Here is a 19,973-nt window from a genome sequence, read left to right on the forward strand (position 1 = left end):
GAGGCTATTTGCGGTGGGCGTCCGCGTTCAGCGCCCGCAGCATCGCGATGCGGGCGAACATCGTCCAGCCGCCGCCCGTCTCGGCCGCCTGGATCAGGGTTTCGATCGCGGTCTGCCAGTGGCTGGTGTGCTGCGCATCCTCCGGCAGCTGCATGATGTGATCGGCCGCCTCCTGCAGTGTCCGCAGCCTGCGCCCATTGCGGAGCGGGACCGGATCGTCGAACGCCGCCGACCAGGGCATGTCAGGCCGGCCGACCGGAGGGGAGGGACATCACAGCGCGATCGCGGGGCGGGTGCTGCTAGCTGGCCTTCTTCGCCCGCGCCGGCGCGCGCACCGGCTTGTCGGCCTTCTTCGAAGCTTCCTTGGTCGCTTCCTTGGGGGGCGCCTTGGCCGCGGCGTCCCTGCCGCCCTTGCCTGATATCGGCAGCAGCATCTCGCGCTGGCCCTCGACGCGCTTCTTCGGCTTCTTGCCCTTGACGGCCTCCTTGGCGACCTTCGCCACAGGCGCCGTTTCCTTCTCGGTCGCGAGGCTCTTCTTCAGCGCGTCCATCAGGTTGATGACGTTGCCGCCCGTCTTCGGCGCCGCCTTCGCGGTGATGGGCATGCCGCTGCGCTTCTTGTTGATGAGATCGATCAGAGCGGTCTCGTAGTGATCCTCGAACAGCTCGGGCTCGAACGCGCCGGACTTCTTCTCCACGATGTGCTTTGCAAGGTCGAGCATGTCCTTGGTTAGCTTGACGTCCTGGATGTCGTCGAAATATTCCTGCTCGCTGCGCACCTCGTAGGGGTAGCGCAGCAGCGTGCCCATCAGGCCGCTCTCGAGCGGCTCCAGCGCGATGATGTGCTCGCGGTTGGTCAGCACCACGCGGCCGATCGCGACCTTGTCCATGCTGCGGATGGTCTCGCGGATCACGGCATAGGCGTCGTGGCCGACCTTGCCGTCCGGCACGAGGTAGTAGGGGCGGATCAGATAGCGGTTGTCGATGTCGGCCTTCGGCACGAACTCGTCGATCTCGATCGTGTGCGTGGAGTCGAGCGCGATGTCGTCGAGCTCGTCCTTGGTGACCTCGATATAGGTGTCGGTGTCGACCTTGTAGCCCTTGACGATGTCCTCGGACGTGACCTCGTCACCGGTCTCGGCATCGACCTTGAGGTACTTGATCCGGTGGCCGGTCTTCCGGTTGATCTGGTTGAAGGAGACCTTCTCGGTATCCGAAGTGGCCGGATAGAGCGCGACCGGGCAGGTCACGAGCGACAAACGCAGAAAACCTTTCCAATTGGCGCGGGGGGCCATGGGCTACTCCAAACGCAACAGGGGACAGACCTATGAGAATACCATCGAGGAACACCGAATCATAGCAAGCGGCGGGGCGGAATCTTGCAACTGCGTTAACCGCCGGGCGGGGCCTGCGTGGCGCGCGGAGCCGCCGCGGCCCGGCGCCCGGAACATCGCGGATGATCACGCGTTGCCCCTGACTTGTCTGGCCGCGAGGAGCTCGCGGCATCGGAGGCGACAGCCAGAGATTGAGGTCACCATGGCAACCACGCGAGAGCAGCGTCAGATCGTCGAAACTTCGACCGAGGCGCGCCAGGGCGAACCTGGACCGTCGGTGGCGGCGCTGCTCGCCATCTCGACCGGGCTGGCGATCCTGATCCTCGCCGTCATCTGGTTCGTGTTCTTCCGGACCTGACGGCCCCGACCGGAACGCTCCGGGCCTTCCTAATCGCCGCGTAACGCGGCACATTGCGCCCGCCAGGCCGCCGGCTCGTCCGGCTTGCTTGGCGGGCGCAGTCGCGTTGGCGGACGACAGGTCGTATATGACCAAAAAATAACGTCGGCGGTTCCCCGCGTTCATATTCAGTTCACGCCGGAATTGCTCATCTCGGGGCGTGTTCATGCTGCCTATGTCTGGAGAGAAGCGTGCGCCTGCTCGTTGTTGAGGACGACCCCGATCTCAATCGCCAGCTCACCAAAGCGCTGACGGACGCCGGTTATGTCGTCGACCGCGCCTTCGACGGCGAGGAGGGACACTATCTCGGCGACAACGAGCCGTACGATGCCGTCGTGCTCGATATCGGCCTGCCGAAGAAGGACGGCATTTCGGTGCTGGAGGCCTGGCGCCGCAACGGCCGCACCATGCCGGTCCTGATCCTGACCGCGCGCGACCGCTGGAGCGACAAGGTGCAGGGCTTCGACGCCGGCGCCGACGACTATGTCGCAAAGCCGTTCCATCTGGAGGAGGTGCTGGCCCGCATCCGCGCGCTGCTGCGCCGCTCCACCGGCCATGCCCAGAGCGAGCTGAGCTGCGGCCCCGTCACGCTCGACACCAGGACCGGCCGGGTCAGCGTGTCAGGCAACCCCGTCAAGATGACGTCGCACGAATATCGGCTTCTGGCCTACCTGATGCATCATTCCGGGCGCGTCGTCTCCCGCACCGAGCTGGTCGAGCATCTCTACGACCAGGATTTCGACCGCGACTCCAACACCATCGAGGTCTTCGTCGGCCGCATCCGCAAGAAGCTCGACGTCGACATCATCCAGACCGTGCGCGGCCTCGGCTATCTCCTGACCCCGCCGCCCGCGCCGGGCGCCTGAGGCCTGCGCCTGAGGCCTGCGTCTGAGGCCTTCCTGGGCTTGACGGGAGGCCGAACAGGGCCCTTGGTCCGGTCATGATCTCCGACGCCCTGATATCCTGCGCCCGCCGGGACCCTGCCGATGGCTGCTAGCTCACTTGCCAATCGCCTGTTCCTGTCGGCGACGGCATGGCTCGTGGTGATCCTGGCCATCACCGGCGTGGTGCTGTCGTCGGTCTACAAGAACGCCACCGAGCGCGCCTTCGACCGCCGGCTCAATCTCTATCTGCGCACCCTCATCGCCGAAGTCGCGACCCCGGACGAGCCGCCGGACCGCCAGTTCCAGTCGCTCGGCGAGCCGCTGTTCGAGCTGCCGCTGTCCGGTTGGTACTGGCAGATCACGCGCACCGACACCGAGAAGCCGGAGGTGCGCTCCTCGCGCTCGCTCTGGGACAAGAAGCTGCCGAAGCTGGAGGAGCAGGGCGCCGAGCTCACCGCCGCCGGCATCCGGCTCGGCTATGTCGACGGGCCCGAAGGGCAGAATTTGCGGATGGTGGAGCGGCCGGTTGATCTCGGCGCCGACGGCAAATATCTGGTCAGCGTCGCCGGTGACGACACCGAGATCTTCGACGAGACGCGGAGCTTCGACTACTACCTCGGCGGCACCTTCACCGCGCTCGGCATCGTGCTGCTCCTGACCACCGTGTTCCAGGTCCGCTTTGGCCTCGCGCCGCTCAAGCGCATCTCGGAATCGATCGCCGACATCCGTTCGGGGCGGGCGGAGCGGCTCGAAGGCGAATTCCCGGTCGAGATCGCGCCGCTGGCGCGCGAGACCAATGCGCTGATCGACGCCAATCGCGAGATCGTCGAGCGCGCCCGCACCCATGTCGGCAATCTCGCCCATGCGATCAAGACGCCGCTCTCGGTGATCGTGAACGAGGCAGGCAGCCACGCCGCCGAGCCGTTCGCAGCCAAGGTGATGGAGCAGGCGGACGTGATGCGCGATCAGCTCGCCCATCATCTGGAGCGCGCGCGCATTGCGGCGCGCGTCTCGGTCGTCGCGACCGTGACGGAGGTTGCGCCTGCGATCGAGGCGCTGCGGCGGACCATGGAGAAGATCCACCGCGATCGCGGCATCGTCGTCGAGGCCAAGGCCGATCCGTCGGCAAAGTTTCGCGGCGAGCGGCAGGATCTGGAGGAGATGGTCGGCAATCTCGTCGACAATGCCTGCAAATGGGCGGCCTCAAAGGTCTTCATCGAGGTGCTGGTCGAGGCGCCGCATCAGGCGGGCGCGGGTCCGCGCCTGCGGATCATCGTCGACGACGACGGCCGCGGCCTGTCGGAGGTGGAGCGGGCCCAGGTGTCCCGGCGCGGCCAGCGGCTCGACGAGTCCAAGCCCGGCTCGGGGCTAGGCCTGTCCATCGTGACCGACCTTGCCGCCCTCTATGGCGGCAGCCTCTCGCTCAGCGGCGCGCCGATCGGGGGGCTGCGGGCCGAACTGGTGCTTCCCGGAATATAATCCTCTGCTCCCAAGGGGTTACTGGGCCTGCGGAGCGCCGATCCGGAGCAAAACGGGGGCATTCGAGCCAACGTCCTCAACGGCTTCTTAAGGCGAAGCCACCTATGATCGCGCCCGGACGCATCCCATGTCCGCCATTTTACCGTGCATTACCCGGGCGCATGAGCCAGACATCGATCGAGCGGCTGAGGGAATATCTCGCGCAGCTCCCGCCGCAGTCGCAGGCGCTGCTGATGCGGGAGTTCGAGCGCGCGCTCGAGCGCGGCCAGGACACGGCTGTGGCCACCCTTGTGCTCGAGCAGTTGCGCAAGATCGTCCGCAAGACCGAAGCCGACGAGGCCCCGCCACCGCGCACCGACGATCTGTCGCGCCTCTTGTTCCAGGTGCTGGAACCGTTCCTGGTCGAAGCGGGCGCTCCCATCCGGGTCGGCCAGATCCGTCGCTCCTCGTTGCATCCGATCTGGCAATGGCTCGGCCGCGACGGCGCCCCGGACAAGGTGAACGAATTCGAGGCGACGCTGGCGCGCATGCCGGCCTCCGACAATGCGGGGCAGGTTGAAGCGCTTGCCCAGAAGCTGCAGGCCGTCGCCGCGGACGCGATCTTCGCGCTGACGGGGCCGGGCGGCGGCGACAAGTCGCGCGCGCTCGCCCGGGTCGGCCCGCCCAACGTGATCGAGGATCTCTATTCGGTCGGCGCGGTGCTCCAGGTCCGGGAAGCCATCGCCACGCTGAACGAGAAGCTGCCGCGCACCGTGCGCGCCTTCGGCGATCCCCAGATCGCCTCGGTGACCTCGGCGCTCAACATTCCGGCGCTCCAGACGCCGCAGATGCTGCCCTTCGCGCTGTCGGTGGTCGTGCAGCGCATGACCGCGCCCTGGCAGATCATCCGCCTCGCCATTAAGATCGCCGCCTCCGACGACGAGATCCGTGTCGCGGCAACGCCCTATGGCGTCGCCGTCACGATCGCCCTGCACGATTTGTCCTGCGTGGCCGCGATCCTGCGCACGGATATCAAGCGCGGCCATTTCGACAATGTCGCCGACAACCTCAAGGCGCTGCACGATGGCGTGCGCGGCCTGCGCACGGAACTCGATCTGCGCAACGATTCCGTCTGGGGCAAGCAGTTGACCTCGATCCGGGCCGACATCTCCAATGCGCTGCAATCCGAGATCGACAGCGTTCCCGGCCGCGTGCGCCGCATCCTGCGCCAGCGGCCCGAGAAGGACATTCCGCCGGGGGCGCGGATCGACAGCACCGAGGTGGAGGAAACCGCGGCGCTGATCGATTTCGTCGCGACCTGCCGCAACTACGCGAGCGAGCTTGCGATCAACGAGGTGACGCTGCGCACCTATTCCGACCTGCAGCAATATGTCGAACGCTCGACCGAGCAGCTGGTGCAGTCGCTGCGCGCCGCCGATCACAAGGTCCGCACCTATCGCCAGCAGCAGGTGCAGGCCGCGATTCGCTTCTGCCAGGTGCTGTTCGGCGATGATTACGCGTCGCTGATGAGCCGCGCCGCGGAGAACGCAGCGACCGGCGAGCGCAAATCGTCGCGCGCAAGCTGATTCAAGCGCATATTTTCGTGATCACAATTTGTGGTTGACGCTGCCGGTGGCGGGCCCTACGGTCGCTGCGCAAGCTTTTGGAATTTCTACCTGTGGGCGCATGAAATCCATTATCAGCTCCATCGAGATCGAGAACCGCGTCATTGTTGCCAAGTATCAAAGGCTGATGGTGGGGGCGAAGGTCGTGCTGGTCGAGAAGGCCAGCGGCCGGCAACTGCCTGAGACAGTCACCAGGGTTGCTTCTCGGGTTCCGGTCGGGGCGGTGCGCATCAGGTTGCCGGATGCGATTCCGCCGGGAACGTACTTCCTGAAGGCCTTCAACGGTCACGGCGAGGATGCCGCCCGGAGTGCCGACTTCGAGATCGGCTAAGCCGTTGGGATCGTGACCGTTTCAGGACAGCGCGCGGTCGCGCCAAATTGACAATTGTCAATTGCCGCATTGTCCGGCCGTGGTGTAAAGCCACCTGTGGGCGCGGGTGGCGCGCTGCCGGAAGCTTGCCAGATGACGTTATGGTTTGTGTTCGCGCTGATGACGGTCGCGGCGATTTTCGCCGTGCTCTGGCCGCTCGGCCGTAGCGGACGCACGCAGGATCAGGGCAGCCAAAATCAGGGCAGTGAGGTCGCGGTCTACAAGGACCAGCTGGCGGAGATCGAGCGCGACCTTGCCGCGGGGTTGATCGCGGCGCCCGAAGCCGAGGCTGCGCGCGTCGAGATCAGCCGCAGGCTGCTCGCCGCGGCCGGAAGCGAGTCCTCGTTGGAGCTCAAGTCGGATCTCGCGCCGAGCCTCAAATGGCGCCGCGCGGCCGCGGTGCTGGCGCTGGTCGGCCTGCCGTTCGTCGCGATCGGCGTCTACATGCCGCTCGGCTCGCCCAGGCTTCAGGACTTTCCGCTGGCGCAGCGGGACCGCGGGGCCGGGTCCGGCATGGCGCGATCGCTCGAGAATCTCGTGGTGCAGGTCGAGCAACATCTGGAAAAGAATCCGACCGACGGGCGCGGCTGGAACGTGCTCGCGCCGGTGCTGCAGCGGCTCGGCCGCTTCGACGATGCGGTGCGGGCCTATCGCAACTCGCTCACCTACAATGGCGAGAGCCCGGAGCGCCGGTCCGATCTCGGCGAGGCGATCTCCGCCGCAGCCGGCGGCGTCGTGACAGCTGAAGCCAAGGCCGAGTTCGAGCGTGCGCATGCGCTCGACGCCGATGATCCCAAGGCGAACTACTTCCTCGGGCTCGCCGCCGAGCAGGATGGCCGCAAGGACGATGCCGCCAACATCTGGCGCGCGCTGCTGGCCAAGGCCCCGGCGGATGCGCCGTGGCGGCCCCTGGTGCAATCCTCGTTGGCGCGGGTCGGCGGCGGCACGATGCCGGCGCTGTCGGACGAGACCATCGCGGCTTCCAAGGACATGGCCGAAGGCGATCGCAACGCGATGGTGCGCGGCATGGTCGAACGTCTCGCAACCCGGTTGAAGCAGAACGGCAACGACGTCGAGGGCTGGCTGCGCCTGGTGCGGGCCTATCTGGTGATGGGCGATCGTGACAAGGCGATGGGCGCGTCAACCGACGCCCGTCAGGCGGTCGCCAAGGATGCCGAGCGGCTTCGCCAGCTCAACGAAGGCCTCAAGACTCTCGGGCTCGACGGATGATGATTTCCGAACGAGACGAGCGGAGAACGGATACGCCATGACGCGCAAGCAGCGACGTATGACCATCATCGGCGGCTCGCTCGCCGTGCTCGCGCTCGCGGCCGCGCTGGTGCTCAACGCATTGCGCGACTCCATCGTGTTCTTCTCGACGCCTACCATGGTCGCCGAGAAGCACGTCGCGCCGGGTAAGCGGTTTCGCCTCGGCGGCCTGGTGCAGCCCGGCTCGCTCCAGCGCGGCGACAATCTTGCGGTGACCTTCGAGGTCGCCGACGGCAGCGCCAAGCTTCCCGTCGCCTACAAGGGCATCCTGCCCGACCTGTTCCGCGAAGGGCAGGGCGTCGTCGCCGAAGGCGCGCTCGACGCCAATGGCGTGTTCAAGGCCGATACCGTGCTCGCCAAGCATGATGAAACCTACATGCCCAAGGACGTCGCCGATGCCCTGAAGAAGCAGGGGCACTGGAAGGACGATTACGGCGCGCAAGCATCTGGTGGCGCCAAGCCCGCGGCGACGACCGCGCAGGGCAGCCCGCAGGGAGCAGTGCGTTGATCGCCGAATCAGGACATTACGCGCTGGTGCTGGCGCTTGGGCTGGCGCTGATCCAGTCCATCGTGCCGCTCATCGGCGCGCGCTTGCGCGATGCCGCACTGATGAGCGTGGCGCGTTCCACCGCGCTGGCGCAGCTGTTGTTCGTCGGCGCGTCGTTCGTGGCGCTGGTGATGCTGCACGTGAATTCGGACTTCTCCGTCGCCAATGTCTACGAGAATTCGCACTCCATGAAGCCGCTGATCTACAAGATCACCGGCGTGTGGGGAAACCATGAAGGCTCGATGCTGCTGTGGGTGTCGATCCTGGCGCTGTTCGGCGGATTGGTCGCAGCGTTCGGCAATAACCTGCCGCTGTCGCTGCGCGCGCATGTGCTCGCCGTGCAGGCCTGGATCGCCAGCGCGTTCTACCTCTTCATCCTGGTGACCTCGAACCCGTTCCTGCGCATCGTCAATCCGCCCATCGAGGGACGCGATCTCAATCCGGTGCTCCAGGACATCGGCCTCGCCGTGCATCCGCCGATGCTCTATCTCGGCTATGTCGGCTTCTCGATCTCGTTCTCCTTCGCCATCGCGGCGCTGATGGAGGGACGCATCGACGCTGCCTGGGCGCGCTGGGTGCGGCCCTGGACGCTGGTCGCCTGGATCTTCCTCACGCTCGGCATCGCCATGGGCTCCTACTGGGCCTATTACGAGCTCGGCTGGGGCGGCTGGTGGTTCTGGGATCCGGTCGAGAATGCCTCGCTGATGCCGTGGCTTGCCGGCACCGCGCTGTTGCATTCGGCGCTGGTGATGGAGAAGCGCAACGCGCTGAAGGTCTGGACCATCCTGCTCTCGATCCTGACCTTCTCGCTGTCGCTGCTCGGCACCTTTCTGGTGCGCTCCGGCGTCATCACTTCCGTGCACGCCTTCGCCACGGATCCGACCCGCGGCGTGTTCATTCTGCTGATCCTCTGCCTGTTCATCGGCGGCAGCCTGTCGCTGTTCGCGGGCCGCGCCACGTCGCTGAAGCAGGGCGGCCTGTTCGCGCCGATCTCGCGCGAGGGCGCGCTGGTGCTGAACAATCTGCTGCTTACGGTCGCTTGCGCGGTGGTGCTGTTCGGCACGCTCTATCCGCTGGCGATGGAGATGCTCGCCGACTTCAAGATGTCGGTCGGTGCGCCCTTCTACAACCTCACCTTCGCGCCGCTGTTTGCGCTGTTGCTGCTCGCCGTGCCGTTCGGCCCGATGCTGGCGTGGAAGCGCGGCGATCTGCTCGGCGTGACGCAGCGCCTGCTCGCGGCCGGCGTTGCCTCGCTTGTCACAGTCGCCATCGTCTGGGGCTGGGTGCGCGGCGGCAGCGCGCTGGCGCCGCTCGCGATCGGACTTGGCGTCTTCGTCATCGCTGGCGCCGTCACCGACCTCGTCGAACGGACCGGCCTGGTTCGGCTGCCGTTCGCAACGGTGTTGCACCGGGCGCGCGGCCTGCCGCGTTCGGCCTGGGGCACCGCGTTCGCGCATGCCGGCCTCGGTGTCGCGCTGATCGGCATCGTCTGCGAGACGACCTGGAACAGCGAATATATCGCGACCATGAAGCAGAACGAGGTCGCCCATATCGCCGGCTACGACGTGAAGTTGGACGGACTGTTCCAGCGCCAGGGCCCGAACTACCGCGAGATGATCGCCGAGTTCAATGTCAGCCGCGACGGCGCGATGCTGAGCGTCATGACGCCGTCCAAGCGCAGCTTCACCACGCGCGGCTCGTCGACCACCGAGGCCGCATTGCTGACGCGCGGCGCGAGCCAGCTCTACATCTCGCTCGGCGATGCCACCGCCGAGGGCGCCATTGCCGTGCGCATCTATCACAAGCCGCTGGTGCTCCTGATCTGGTGGGGGCCGGTGCTGATGGCGTTCGGCGGCGTGCTGTCGCTGTCCGACCGCCGCCTGCGGGTCGGCGCGCCGAAGCCGGCGCGGGCCAAGCCGCGCCTGCAGCCGGCGGAGTGATCCGATGCGCCGGATGATGGCCGCGTTCGTCGCGCTGATGCTGCTGGCTTCGCCTGCGGCGTACGCCGTGCAGCCCGACGAGATCATGTCGGATCCCGTGAAGGAGGGGCGCGCGCGCGAATTGTCGCGCGAGCTGCGCTGCATGGTCTGCCAGAACCAGTCGATCGACGATTCCGATGCGCCACTGGCGCGCGACCTGCGCCTCCTGGTGCGCGAGCGCATCGCGGCGGGCGACAGCAATTCGCAGGTGCTCGATTTCCTGGTCGCGCGCTACGGCGAGTTCGTGCTGCTGAAGCCGCGCTTCGAGCGGCAGACCCTGCTGCTGTGGCTGCTCGCGCCGGTGCTGCTGATCGGCGGCGGCCTGGCGCTGTGGCTGCAGATCCGCCGTCGCTCGCGCAGTGGTGCGGACGTACCGGCCCCGCCGCTCACGCCCGACGAGGAGGCAAGGCTCGCGGCCTTGATGTCGGACGACGCCAAATCGTCCTAGCGGCTTCACGTCGTCCCGGCTACGTAATGATACGCAGGCCGCCGGCCGCCGCCTGCGCGCTTCATCCTATATTGACCTTTGTCTGGAAGCTTGTCGCGAGATTTGATTCCAGACTTTGAGTCCTCGAGATGTTCGCGAACAGCAATCTGACGATCCGCTTCCTGGTTGGCGCCGTCGTCGCTGCATTATTGTTCTTGCTGGGCATCGGCGGCGGCACCGGCTTCGTCGCGGTGCTCTATCTCAACAACGAGATCACCAGCCTGTCGTCGGACTTTGCCGCGCTGAGCGGCCCTGTGCGCGATCATGCCATGCAGATCTACCAGCAGGCGCAGACCGCGTTCTCATATTTCCTGATCGCCTGCGGCGTGATCGCGGTTGTCGCCATCGCGATCTGCCTCACCACCTGGTTCGCCGTGCGCAACGGCATCCTCAATCCCCTGGCGGCGATCGTGCATGCCATGCGCGAGGTCGCCGACCAGAAGTTCGACACACCGGTTCCGGGGCTCGGCGGCACCAACGAGATCGGACTGCTTGCCGGCGCGCTCGAGGTCTTCAAGACCAATGGACTCGAGCGGCGCCGCCTCACCGAGCAGCAGCTGCATGAGGCGCAGCACCAGGCCGAGCGGTCGAAATTCCTGGACGCGCGGATCAAGCGCTTCAACGATCTCGTCGCCAGCGTGGTCGACAGCGTGGCCTCGTCGGCCGTGCATCTGAAGCGCAACGCCGAGACGTTGTCGCGGACCGCCAACGACACCAGCACTAAGGCCAATGCGGTTGCGAGCGGCGCGAGCCAGGCCAGCGCCAGCGTGCAGACGGTTGCGGGCTCGGCCGAGGAGATGACGAATTCGATCGGCACGATCAGCCGCCGCGTCACCGATGCCACCCAGCGCGCCGAGGGCGCCGCAACCCAGGCCGAGAAGAGCCGCGACACCATCCACACGCTGTCGGACGCTGCCGACAAGATCGGCGAGGTCGTGCAGCTCGTGCAGGCGATCGCCTCGCAGACCAATCTGCTGGCGCTCAACGCCACCATCGAGGCGGCGCGGGCCGGCGAGGCCGGCAAGGGCTTTGCCGTGGTGGCCTCCGAGGTGAAGAATCTGGCGCACCAGACCAGCAAGGCGACGGAGGAGATCACCTCCCATGTCGCCAGCATCCAGGGCATCACCGCGGAGACGCGCGGGGCGATCGACGGCATCTCGAAGACGCTGGCGGAGATCTCGTCGATCATGTCCGGCATAGAGGTCGACACCGCCCAGCAGCGCACCGCCACGCAGGACATCACCCGCAGCGCGCAGGATGCCGCACAGGGAACCCTGGACGTCTCCAATCACATCGCCCAGATCACCTCGACCTCGGCGGAGACCGGGCGCATGGCGGCCGAGGCGCGGGATTCCGCCGTCGACCTGTCGCAACAGGCCGAGACGTTGAAGCGTGAAGTCGACGAGTTCATCGTCAGCGTCCGCGCCAGTTAAGGCCGGCCAAGACCTCGCTCGAGGTTGGTCACGGGAACCCGCCTAAGTTCCTGTGTCGGCACGATTTTCCGCCTGCGTTAAACTGCCGCATCCGCGCTGTGTCATCATTACAAAACTTTAACCCCGCCGCCAGCGCACGGTAAGGCGGGAGCCCCCATCTTCAGGTTCGCAAGGTGCTGACATCCGGCACCAAAAGGAATTCAAGGCCCTGGAGATCTCTGCATGAACGACCGTATCGACCTCTCGAACCTCCCGTCCTACCGGCAGCCGCGCCGGTCGGTTTTCTCTGCGCGCAAGCTCGCGCTGATGGCCTCGGTCGTCGCCGGCCTCGGCGCCGCCGTCTACGGCTTCAGCCCGTCGGTGTCGCCGGCTGACCTGTTCTCCAGCCCGGCGCATGCGCAGGTCAATAACGAGGTCCGCAAGGTCGAACGTCCGGTCGGTTTCGCCGACATCGTCGAGCGCGTGAAGCCGTCGGTGATCTCGGTCAAGGTCAACATCAAGGAGAAGACCGCGAGCAACGATGACGGCGATGATTCGTCCTCGCCGTTCCAGCCGGGCTCGCCGATGGAGCGTTTCTTCCGTCGCTTCGGCGGTCCGGATGGCATCCCCGGCCTGAAGGGCGGTGGTCGTGGCCGCGTCCTGCAGGGGCAGGGCTCCGGCTTCTTCATCTCGGCTGATGGTTTTGCCGTGACCAACAACCACGTGGTCGACGGCGCCGACAAGGTCGAGGTCACCACCGACGACGGCAAGACCTACACCGCCAAGGTGATCGGCACCGACCAGCGCACCGACCTCGCCCTGATCAAGGTCGAGGGTGGCTCGAACTTCCCGTTCGCCAAGCTCGCCGACGCCAAGCCGCGGATCGGTGACTGGGTGCTCGCGGTCGGCAATCCCTTCGGTCTCGGCGGCACCGTGACCGCCGGCATCGTCTCGGCCAGCGGCCGCGATATCGGCAACGGCCCGTATGACGACTTCATCCAGATCGACGCGCCCGTGAACAAGGGCAATTCCGGCGGTCCGGCCTTCGACACCAACGGCGAGGTGATGGGCGTCAACACTGCGATCTACTCGCCCTCCGGCGGCAGCGTCGGCATCGCGTTCTCGATTCCGGCCAACACTGTCAAGAGCGTTGTGGCCCAGCTCAAGGACAAGGGCTCGGTCAGCCGCGGCTGGATCGGCGTGCAGATCCAGCCCGTCACGTCCGATATCGCCGACAGCCTCGGCATGAAGAAGGCCGAAGGCGCGCTGGTGGCGGAACCGCAGGCGAACGGTCCGGCTGCGAAGGCCGGCATCGAATCCGGCGACGTGATCACCGCGGTCAACGGTGAATCCGTCAAGGACGCCCGCGAGCTCGCCCGCACCATCGGCGGCATGGCGCCCGGCGCGACCGTGAAGCTCAACGTGCTGCACAAGGGCCAGGACAAGGTCGTGAACATGACACTCGGCCAACTGCCGAACACGGTCGAGGCCAAGGCCGACATCGATCAGGACAGCGGCAAGGGTGCAACCAAAGGCACTGACGTGCCGAAGCTCGGCATGACCGTTGCCCCCGCCAACTCCGTGGCCGGCGCCGGCAAGGAAGGCGTCGTGGTCACCGAAGTCGATCCGAAGAGCGCCGCGGCCGAACGCGGCTTCAAGGAAGGCGACGTGATTCTCGAGGTCGGCGGCAAGAGCGTAGCCACCGCCGGCGAAGTCCGTGACGCCATCAACGCGGCTCGGACCGACAACAAGAACAGCGTCCTGATGCGCGTGAAGAGCGGCGGCCAGTCGCGCTTCGTCGCGATCCCCCTCGCCAAGGGGTAAGCATCAGGAATCCTACGAAATGAAGGGTGTCGTCGGCATCAGTCGCCCCCGCCGCCGGCGCCCTTCGGGGGGAGCAGCGTAGATTTCGCTTCCCCAGCCTACCTTCCGGTGGAAATACGCCCCCCTCCGTCGGAAGGCATAGGGCGGTGAGGTCCCCCCAGCTTCACCGCCCGCCTTTTTCTCGCTTCGACACTCTCCCGCTCGGCTTGCATGCGATTGCCGCTCGCGCCATGTTTAGAGAAGGTTGACCTCCTTGACCGCCGCCGAACGCACGATGCGCCTCCTCATCATTGAAGACGATCGCGAATCCGCCGACTACCTCGTGAAGGCGTTCCGCGAGGTCGGACACATTGCCGACCATGCCGCGGACGGCGAGGAAGGCCTCGCCATGGCCGAGAACGGCGATTACGACGTGCTGGTGGTCGACCGCATGCTTCCCAAGCGCGACGGCCTGTCGCTGATCGGCGCGCTGCGCGACAAGGGCGAATCGACGCCGGTGCTGATTCTCTCCGCGCTCGGACAGGTCGACGACCGTATCAAGGGCCTGCGCGCCGGCGGCGACGACTATCTGCCAAAGCCCTATTCCTTCGCCGAGTTGCTCGCCCGCGTCGAGGTGCTGTCGCGCCGCCGCGGGGGACCCGCCGAGGACACGCTCTATCGCGTCGGCGATCTCGAGCTCGACCGGCTGTCCCATCGCGTTGCCCGCGGCAAGGACGAGCTGACGCTGCAGCCGCGCGAATTCCGCCTGCTCGAATACCTCATGAAGCATGCCGGCCAGGTGGTGACGCGCACCATGCTGCTGGAGAACGTCTGGGACTATCATTTCGATCCGCAGACCAACGTGATCGACGTGCACATTTCGCGGCTGCGCTCCAAGATCGACAAGGGCTTCGATCGGCCGCTGCTGCACACGATCCGCGGCGCCGGGTACATGATCCGTGACGGCATTCGGTAAACTCGTCCGCACCACGGCGTTCCGGCTGACGCTGGTCTATCTGCTGCTGTTCGCGATGTTCGCGGCCTCGCTGCTCGGCTATTTCGCCTGGAATACGCGGCGGCTGATCACCGAGGAGATTACGCAGACCGTCAATTCCGAGACCTCGGAGATGAACGAGATCTACGGCCGTGGCGGCATGTTTCGCCTGGTGCGGACGATCGAGTATCGGGCGCTGCGCCCGGGCGCGAACCTCTATCTCGTGACCACGCCAACAGGGCAGGCGGTTGCCGGCAATGTCGGCTCGCTCGCACCCGGCGTGATGGCGACGCGCGGCTGGTCGGAAACCGCCTACCGGCGGATCGAGGACGCCGATGACCGCGATCATCGCGCACTGGTGCGCGTGACCGAACTCGAAAACGGCTTCCGGCTGCTGATCGGCCGCGACCTTGCTGAGCGGCGGCGCCTGTTCGGCATCGTCGCCAAGGCGGCGCAATGGTCGGTCCTGATTGTCGTGGTGCTCGGCCTCGGCGGCGGCATCTTCGTGGCGCGCAGGGTGCTGAGGCGCATCGACGCGATGACCGGCACCGCGCAGCGCATCATGACCGGCGATCTCAGCGGGCGCCTGCCCGTGGGGCGCAGCGGCGACGAACTCGACCGCCTCGCGGAAAACCTCAACGCCATGCTGGAGCGGATCGAGGCCTTGATGGCGGGGCTGAAGGAAGTCTCCGACAACATCGCCCACGATCTCAAGACGCCGCTGACGCGCCTCCGCAACCGCGCCGAGGAGGCGCTGGCGAAATCGGGCTGCGAGGCCGATTACCGTGCCGCGCTGGAGCGGACCATCGAGGAATCCGACGGGCTGATCCGCACCTTCAATGCATTGCTGATGATCGCGCGTGCCGAGTCCGGACAGGCGCGCGGCAACATGGATGATTTCGACGCCGCCGAGGTCGCGGGTGGCATCCACGAGCTCTACGAGCCGCTGGCCGAGGACGACGGCATGACCTTGAAGGTGAAGGCCGAGCCGACGCCGGTTCACGGCAACCGCGAGCTGATCAGCCAGGCGCTCGCCAATCTGGTCGAGAACGCGATCAAGTACGGCAAGCCGGCTGCGCAGGCCGGAACCGTGGTCAGCATGGACGCACGGCAGATCACCATCGAGGCACGGCGCGAGGGTGACCAGGTGCTGCTCAGCGTCACCGATCGCGGCCCCGGCATCCCCGAAGCCGACCGCAAACATGCCGTCGAACGATTCGTCCGGCTGGAAGCGAGCCGCACGCTGCCGGGCTCCGGCCTCGGCCTCAGCCTCGCCTCGGCTGTCGCGACGCTGCATGGCGGAGAATTGCGGCTGGGCGATGCCTATCCGGGCCTCGTCGCCACGCTGGCGCTGCCGGCGCGCACGGGCGCGGGCGACAGGGTTGCTCCGCCAATACCGGATGTGCCACAGAAGGTGGCATGAACCACTCCGCGCCGGGAAACGCGGACAAGCATGGTATGAGCCTCGCCGCACGCTTCGCGGAGGCTCCCCATATTGTCGCTTCCACAACCGACGAACGCCGTCTTGAAAGCTGGCTGGCCGAGCTCGAGCCGGCACAATCGGCCCGTCTTGGAGCGTTGCTGATTCATCCCTTCGCCCGGAATATCCTGGCCGGCATCGCGGAATTCTCGCCCTATCTGTTCGATCTGGTGCGCGCCGATGCGCTGCGCCTGATCCGGCTGCTCGAATGCGATCCGGATGTGCATCTCGCCGCACTGATCGCTGAGGCAAGGGGCGCGGTGTTCGCGGCGCCTGACGAGGCCGAGGTGATGCGACTGCTTCGCCGCATGAAGGCGGAGGCGGCGCTGCTGATCGCGCTGTGCGACATCGGCGGCGTCTGGCCGGTGATGCGGGTGACCGCGGCGCTCACCGACGTCGCGGTCTCCTCGGTGCAGGCGGCGCTGCAGTATCAGCTGCGGCAGGAGGCCGCACGTGGAAAGATCCTGCCGCCCAATCCGGAGGCACCGGAAGAAGGCAGCGGCCTGATCGTGCTTGCGATGGGCAAGATGGGGGCGGGCGAGCTGAACTATTCCAGCGACATCGATCTCATCGTGTTCTTCGATCCCGATGCAACGACGCTCGCGCCCGACATCGAGCCGCAGCCGTTCTTCGTCCGGGTGACGCAGGGCATGGCGCGCATCCTGCAGCAGCGCACCTATGACGGTTATGTCTTCCGCGTCGATTTGCGCCTGCGCCCCGATCCGTCCTCGACGCAGGTCGCGATCTCGCGGCATGCCGCGCTGAATTACTACGAGCGGGAAGGGCGCACCTGGGAGCGCGCCGCGATGATCAAGGCGCGCGCCTGTGCCGGCGATGCCAGGGCAGGCGAGGCGCTGCTCGCCGAGATCGCGCCGTTCGTGTGGCGCAAGCACCTCGACTTCGCCGCGCTTGCCGATGTCCACGACATGAAGCGGCAGATGCAGACCTATCGCGGTCAGAGCGAGGTCGCGGTCGAGGGGCACAACGTCAAGGTCGGCCGCGGCGGCATCCGCGAGATCGAGTTCTTCGCGCAGACCCAGCAGCTGATCGCCGGCGGCCGCCATCCGCAACTACGGGTGCGGCCGACGCTCAGGGCGCTCGACGTGCTCGCCACCAGCAACTGGATCACCTTTGCCGCGCGCGACGAGCTGACCACCGCGTACGAATTCCTGCGCCGGGTCGAGCACCGCCTCCAGATGATTGCGGACGAGCAGACCCATGCGCTGCCCGACGACAAGCAAGCCGTCGAGCGCTTTGCGCGCTTCTTCGGCTATCCCGATCGCGAAGCCTTTGCGCGCGACCTGCTGCGCCAGCTCGGGATCGTCCAGGGCCACTACGAAAAGCTGTTCGAAGGCGACGATCCGACCGGCACAGCAGGTCTGCCGGCTCTGGACTACAGTGCGGGCCCCGACGACCCGCGCCTGCTGCAGCACCTGACGACGCTCGGCTTCAAGAAGCCCGCCGCCGTCGCGCAGACCGCGCGCGACTGGATCACCGGCGACTATCGCGTGTTCCGCAATGAGGCGACGCGCAGCGCCTTCATCGAGTTCGTGCCGGCCCTGATCGACGGTCTTGCGCATGCCGAGGAGCCGGACCGCGCCGTCGTGGCGTTCGATCAATTCCTCGGGGCGCTCCAGCGTGGCGGCCGGTTGATCACGCTGCTCGGCCAGAACCGCGATCTCGTCGCGCTGGTGGCGCTGGTGCTGGGCGCAGCGCCCCGGCTCGGCGAGATGCTGGCGCGGCAGCCGCAGCTCATGGACGGCCTGATCGATCCGCGCTTCTTCGGGGCGATGCCGGACCGGCAGGAATTGTCGGGGCGGCTCGCGACGACCGTGCAGGACGCTGCTTCCTATGAGGAGTTCCTCGATCGCCTGCGCCTGTTCGGGCAGGAGAGCCTGTTCCTGATCGGCACGCGCATCCTGTCCGGCACCGTCTCTGCGCAGCAGGCGAGCACCGCCTTTGCCGATGTCGCCGAAGGCATCGTCCACACCGTGCATGGTCTCGTCGCCGACCGCTTTGCCGCCCAGCACGGCCGGATCAGGGGGCAGGAGACCGCGATCATCGCGATGGGCCGGCTCGGCAGCCGCGAGATGACGGCCTCCTCCGATCTTGACCTGATCCTGCTCTACGATTTCGACCGCGAGAGCCCGGACTCGGATGGGCCGAAACCGCTGCAGGGCGCGCACTATTTCGCCCGCTTCACCCAGCGCCTGATCAGCGCCTTCACGACGCGCACCAATTACGGGGTGCTCTACGAGATCGACATGCGGCTGCGCCCGTCAGGGCGCGCCGGGCCCGTGGCCTCCAGCCTTGCTTCCTTCGCGGACTACCAGGCCAGCGAGGCCTGGACCTGGGAGCATATGGCGCTGACGCGCGCGCGCGTGGTGTCGGCTTCGCCTGAATTCCGGGAACGCATCGAGCGCGTCATTCGCGATGTCCTGACCCGCCGCCGCGATCGCGCGACCATCGCTAACGACGTCGCCGACATGCGCCGCGCGATCGGCCAGGAGAAGGGCGAGACCGACTATTGGGATCTCAAATACGCCGCCGGCGGCATGATCGATATCGACTTCATGGCGCAATATCTGCAGCTCGTGCATGCCCACGACAAGCCCGAGATTCTCGACGTCAGCTCGCTGCAGGTGCTGGAAAATGCATGCCGGCTCGGCGTGCTCGCACAATCGGAGACCGAGATCCTGCGCGCCGCAGCGCGGCTCTATCACGATCTGACGCAGATCCTGCGCCTCTGCGTCAGCGACCGCTTCAAGCCGGAAACCGCCGGCACGGATCTGCAGCGCGTCATGGCGCGCGCCGGCGATGCGCCGGACTTCTCCTCGCTGGAGGCGCGTGTGAAGGAAACCCAGAGCGAGGTGCGGCGCGTGTTCAGGACGCTGCTGGAAGGGACGTCGCCTGCTTCAGCGCGGTGAGGGCTTCGCGCACGTTCGGCTCCAGGCCCACGCCGCCGGCATCGAGATGGGCGAAGATCGCCCGCTTCATCCGGGGATCCCAGAACTTCTTGATGTGCTCGGCAATCCCCGGCACGGCCTTGTCATGGCCCTGGCTCCTGAAGAACTTGCCGATCTGGTTGGCCCTATAGATCAGGCGGTCAGGCGACATCGGCAACCTCCGTGGCGTGGCGGGCGACGATCCGGCCACCATGCGAAAACACTTCAAATCCGTCCTGGCGGGCAATGGCGATCAGCGTGATGCCCGCAGCTTCCGCAGTGCGCACCGCGAGCGCGGTCGGCGCCGAGACCGCGACCATCACCGGCGCGCCGATCGCGGCGGTCTTCTGCACCATCTCGACCGAAACCCGGCTGGTCAGCAGCACCATGCCGCCACGCGCATCCGTGCGGCTGCGCGCCAGGGCGCCGGCAAGCTTGTCGAGCGCGTTGTGGCGGCCGACGTCCTCGCGCAGCGCGACGATGTTGCCGGTCGTAGACCAGAACGCAGCAGCATGAACGGCGCGGGTCTGCAGATTGATCGATTGCAGCGGCGCGATCGCCTGCATCGCCGCCATGATTTCTTCCGGCGTGAAGCTCTGCCCCTGCGGTACGACCGCCGCGGGTCGCACCGCCTCGGCAATGGACTCGATGCCGCAGATGCCGCAGCCGGTCGGACCTGCGACGTGACGCCGCCGCTCGCTGATGAGTGCCGCATCTTCCGGTGCAAGCCACATCCTGAGCTCGATGCCGTCGTCGAGGCGGACCACCTCGAGCGACTTGATGTCGTCGACCGACTTGATGATGCCTTCGTCGAGACTGAAGCCGACGGCGAAATCCTCGAGGTTCTGCGGCGTTCCCATCATGACGGCATAGGTGCCGCCATTATAGGTCAGCGCCAGCGGCGTCTCCTCGGGGATCAGTCGCGTCCCTTCGGACGCGACGCCGTCGCGCCAGATCTCGCGGTCGATGGCCTGGACGGGCACGTGCAT

The 19,973-nt window shown here is 66.6% G+C and carries 18 protein-coding genes; 14 read left to right on the forward strand and 4 right to left on the reverse strand.

Features of this window, described 5'->3' with window-relative positions; genetic code table 11:
• Positions 1-4: 4 nt before the first annotated feature.
• Together GGD63_RS09355 and GGD63_RS09360 are read right to left on the reverse strand one after the other, a co-directional pair.
• Entirely contained in the window at positions 5-241 is a 237-nt protein-coding gene (locus GGD63_RS09355) for a hypothetical protein (protein WP_183241071.1), read from the reverse strand.
• Between the two features lie 58 nt (positions 242-299).
• Entirely contained in the window at positions 300-1,295 is a 996-nt protein-coding gene (locus GGD63_RS09360) for a Ku protein (protein WP_183241073.1), read from the reverse strand.
• A 241-nt stretch (positions 1,296-1,536) separates the two neighbouring features.
• On the opposite strand from GGD63_RS09360, the gene GGD63_RS09365 reads away from it, so the two are divergent.
• From GGD63_RS09365 to GGD63_RS09430, 14 genes are all read left to right on the forward strand, one after another.
• Positions 1,537-1,692 carry a hypothetical protein gene (locus GGD63_RS09365; RefSeq protein ID WP_183241076.1) on the forward strand — a complete coding sequence of 52 codons (156 nt, stop codon included), beginning with the start codon at positions 1,537-1,539 and terminating at the stop codon, positions 1,690-1,692.
• Positions 1,693-1,922: 230 nt separating this feature from the next.
• The gene (locus GGD63_RS09370; RefSeq protein ID WP_011085905.1) at positions 1,923-2,597 is read left to right on the forward strand and encodes a response regulator transcription factor; all 675 of its coding nucleotides are present in this window, start codon (positions 1,923-1,925) and stop codon (positions 2,595-2,597) included.
• A gap of 120 nt (positions 2,598-2,717) precedes the next feature.
• Positions 2,718-4,094, forward strand: a complete 1,377-nt coding sequence (locus tag GGD63_RS09375) for a sensor histidine kinase (protein ID WP_183241078.1) — start codon at positions 2,718-2,720, stop codon at positions 4,092-4,094.
• A 161-nt stretch (positions 4,095-4,255) separates the two neighbouring features.
• Positions 4,256-5,659 (forward strand): hypothetical protein, encoded by a 1,404-nt coding sequence (locus GGD63_RS09380; protein ID WP_183241080.1) that lies wholly within the window; start codon positions 4,256-4,258, stop codon positions 5,657-5,659.
• Positions 5,660-5,759: 100 nt separating this feature from the next.
• Positions 5,760-6,029 carry a hypothetical protein gene (locus tag GGD63_RS09385; protein ID WP_183241622.1) on the forward strand — a complete coding sequence of 90 codons (270 nt, stop codon included), beginning with the start codon at positions 5,760-5,762 and terminating at the stop codon, positions 6,027-6,029.
• 132 nt (positions 6,030-6,161) lie between these two features.
• Positions 6,162-7,298: a c-type cytochrome biogenesis protein CcmI gene (gene ccmI / locus GGD63_RS09390; RefSeq protein ID WP_183241083.1), complete on the forward strand. Its 1,137-nt coding sequence runs from the start codon at positions 6,162-6,164 to the stop codon at positions 7,296-7,298.
• Between the two features lie 37 nt (positions 7,299-7,335).
• A complete protein-coding gene (gene ccmE / locus GGD63_RS09395; RefSeq protein ID WP_183241085.1) occupies positions 7,336-7,845 on the forward strand; it encodes a cytochrome c maturation protein CcmE in 510 nt (169 codons plus the stop codon).
• Entirely contained in the window at positions 7,842-9,824 is a 1,983-nt protein-coding gene (locus GGD63_RS09400) for a heme lyase CcmF/NrfE family subunit (RefSeq protein WP_183241087.1), read from the forward strand. Before ccmE ends, GGD63_RS09400 begins: the two co-directional genes overlap by 4 nt.
• Before the next feature lie 4 nt (positions 9,825-9,828).
• Positions 9,829-10,311: a cytochrome c-type biogenesis protein gene (locus GGD63_RS09405; RefSeq protein WP_183241090.1), complete on the forward strand. Its 483-nt coding sequence runs from the start codon at positions 9,829-9,831 to the stop codon at positions 10,309-10,311.
• Between the two features lie 128 nt (positions 10,312-10,439).
• Complete coding sequence (locus tag GGD63_RS09410; RefSeq protein WP_183241093.1) at positions 10,440-11,783, forward strand: methyl-accepting chemotaxis protein; 1,344 nt, start codon at positions 10,440-10,442, stop codon at positions 11,781-11,783.
• Positions 11,784-12,005: 222 nt separating this feature from the next.
• Positions 12,006-13,586 (forward strand): Do family serine endopeptidase, encoded by a 1,581-nt coding sequence (locus GGD63_RS09415; RefSeq protein WP_183241096.1) that lies wholly within the window; start codon positions 12,006-12,008, stop codon positions 13,584-13,586.
• Positions 13,587-13,860: 274 nt separating this feature from the next.
• A complete protein-coding gene (locus GGD63_RS09420; protein WP_183241098.1) occupies positions 13,861-14,541 on the forward strand; it encodes a response regulator transcription factor in 681 nt (226 codons plus the stop codon).
• On the forward strand, positions 14,525-15,982 hold the full coding sequence (locus GGD63_RS09425; protein ID WP_183241099.1) for an ATP-binding protein: 1,458 nt from the start codon (positions 14,525-14,527) through the stop codon (positions 15,980-15,982). The genes GGD63_RS09420 and GGD63_RS09425 overlap by 17 nt, the downstream gene beginning before the upstream one ends.
• On the forward strand, positions 15,979-18,966 hold the full coding sequence (locus tag GGD63_RS09430; protein WP_183241102.1) for a bifunctional [glutamine synthetase] adenylyltransferase/[glutamine synthetase]-adenylyl-L-tyrosine phosphorylase: 2,988 nt from the start codon (positions 15,979-15,981) through the stop codon (positions 18,964-18,966). Before GGD63_RS09425 ends, GGD63_RS09430 begins: the two co-directional genes overlap by 4 nt.
• Here the strand turns inward: GGD63_RS09430 and GGD63_RS09435 are convergent.
• On the reverse strand, positions 18,923-19,156 hold the full coding sequence (locus GGD63_RS09435; RefSeq protein WP_183241104.1) for a formate dehydrogenase subunit delta: 234 nt from the start codon (positions 19,154-19,156) through the stop codon (positions 18,923-18,925). The genes GGD63_RS09430 and GGD63_RS09435 overlap by 44 nt on opposite strands.
• Positions 19,146-19,973, reverse strand: coding sequence for a formate dehydrogenase accessory sulfurtransferase FdhD (gene fdhD / locus GGD63_RS09440; protein WP_183241106.1), 828 nt, complete (start codon positions 19,971-19,973; stop codon positions 19,146-19,148). Before fdhD ends, GGD63_RS09435 begins: the two co-directional genes overlap by 11 nt.

The organism is Bradyrhizobium sp. cir1 (genome assembly GCF_014198245.1).
Lineage (GTDB): Bacteria > Pseudomonadota > Alphaproteobacteria > Rhizobiales > Xanthobacteraceae > Bradyrhizobium.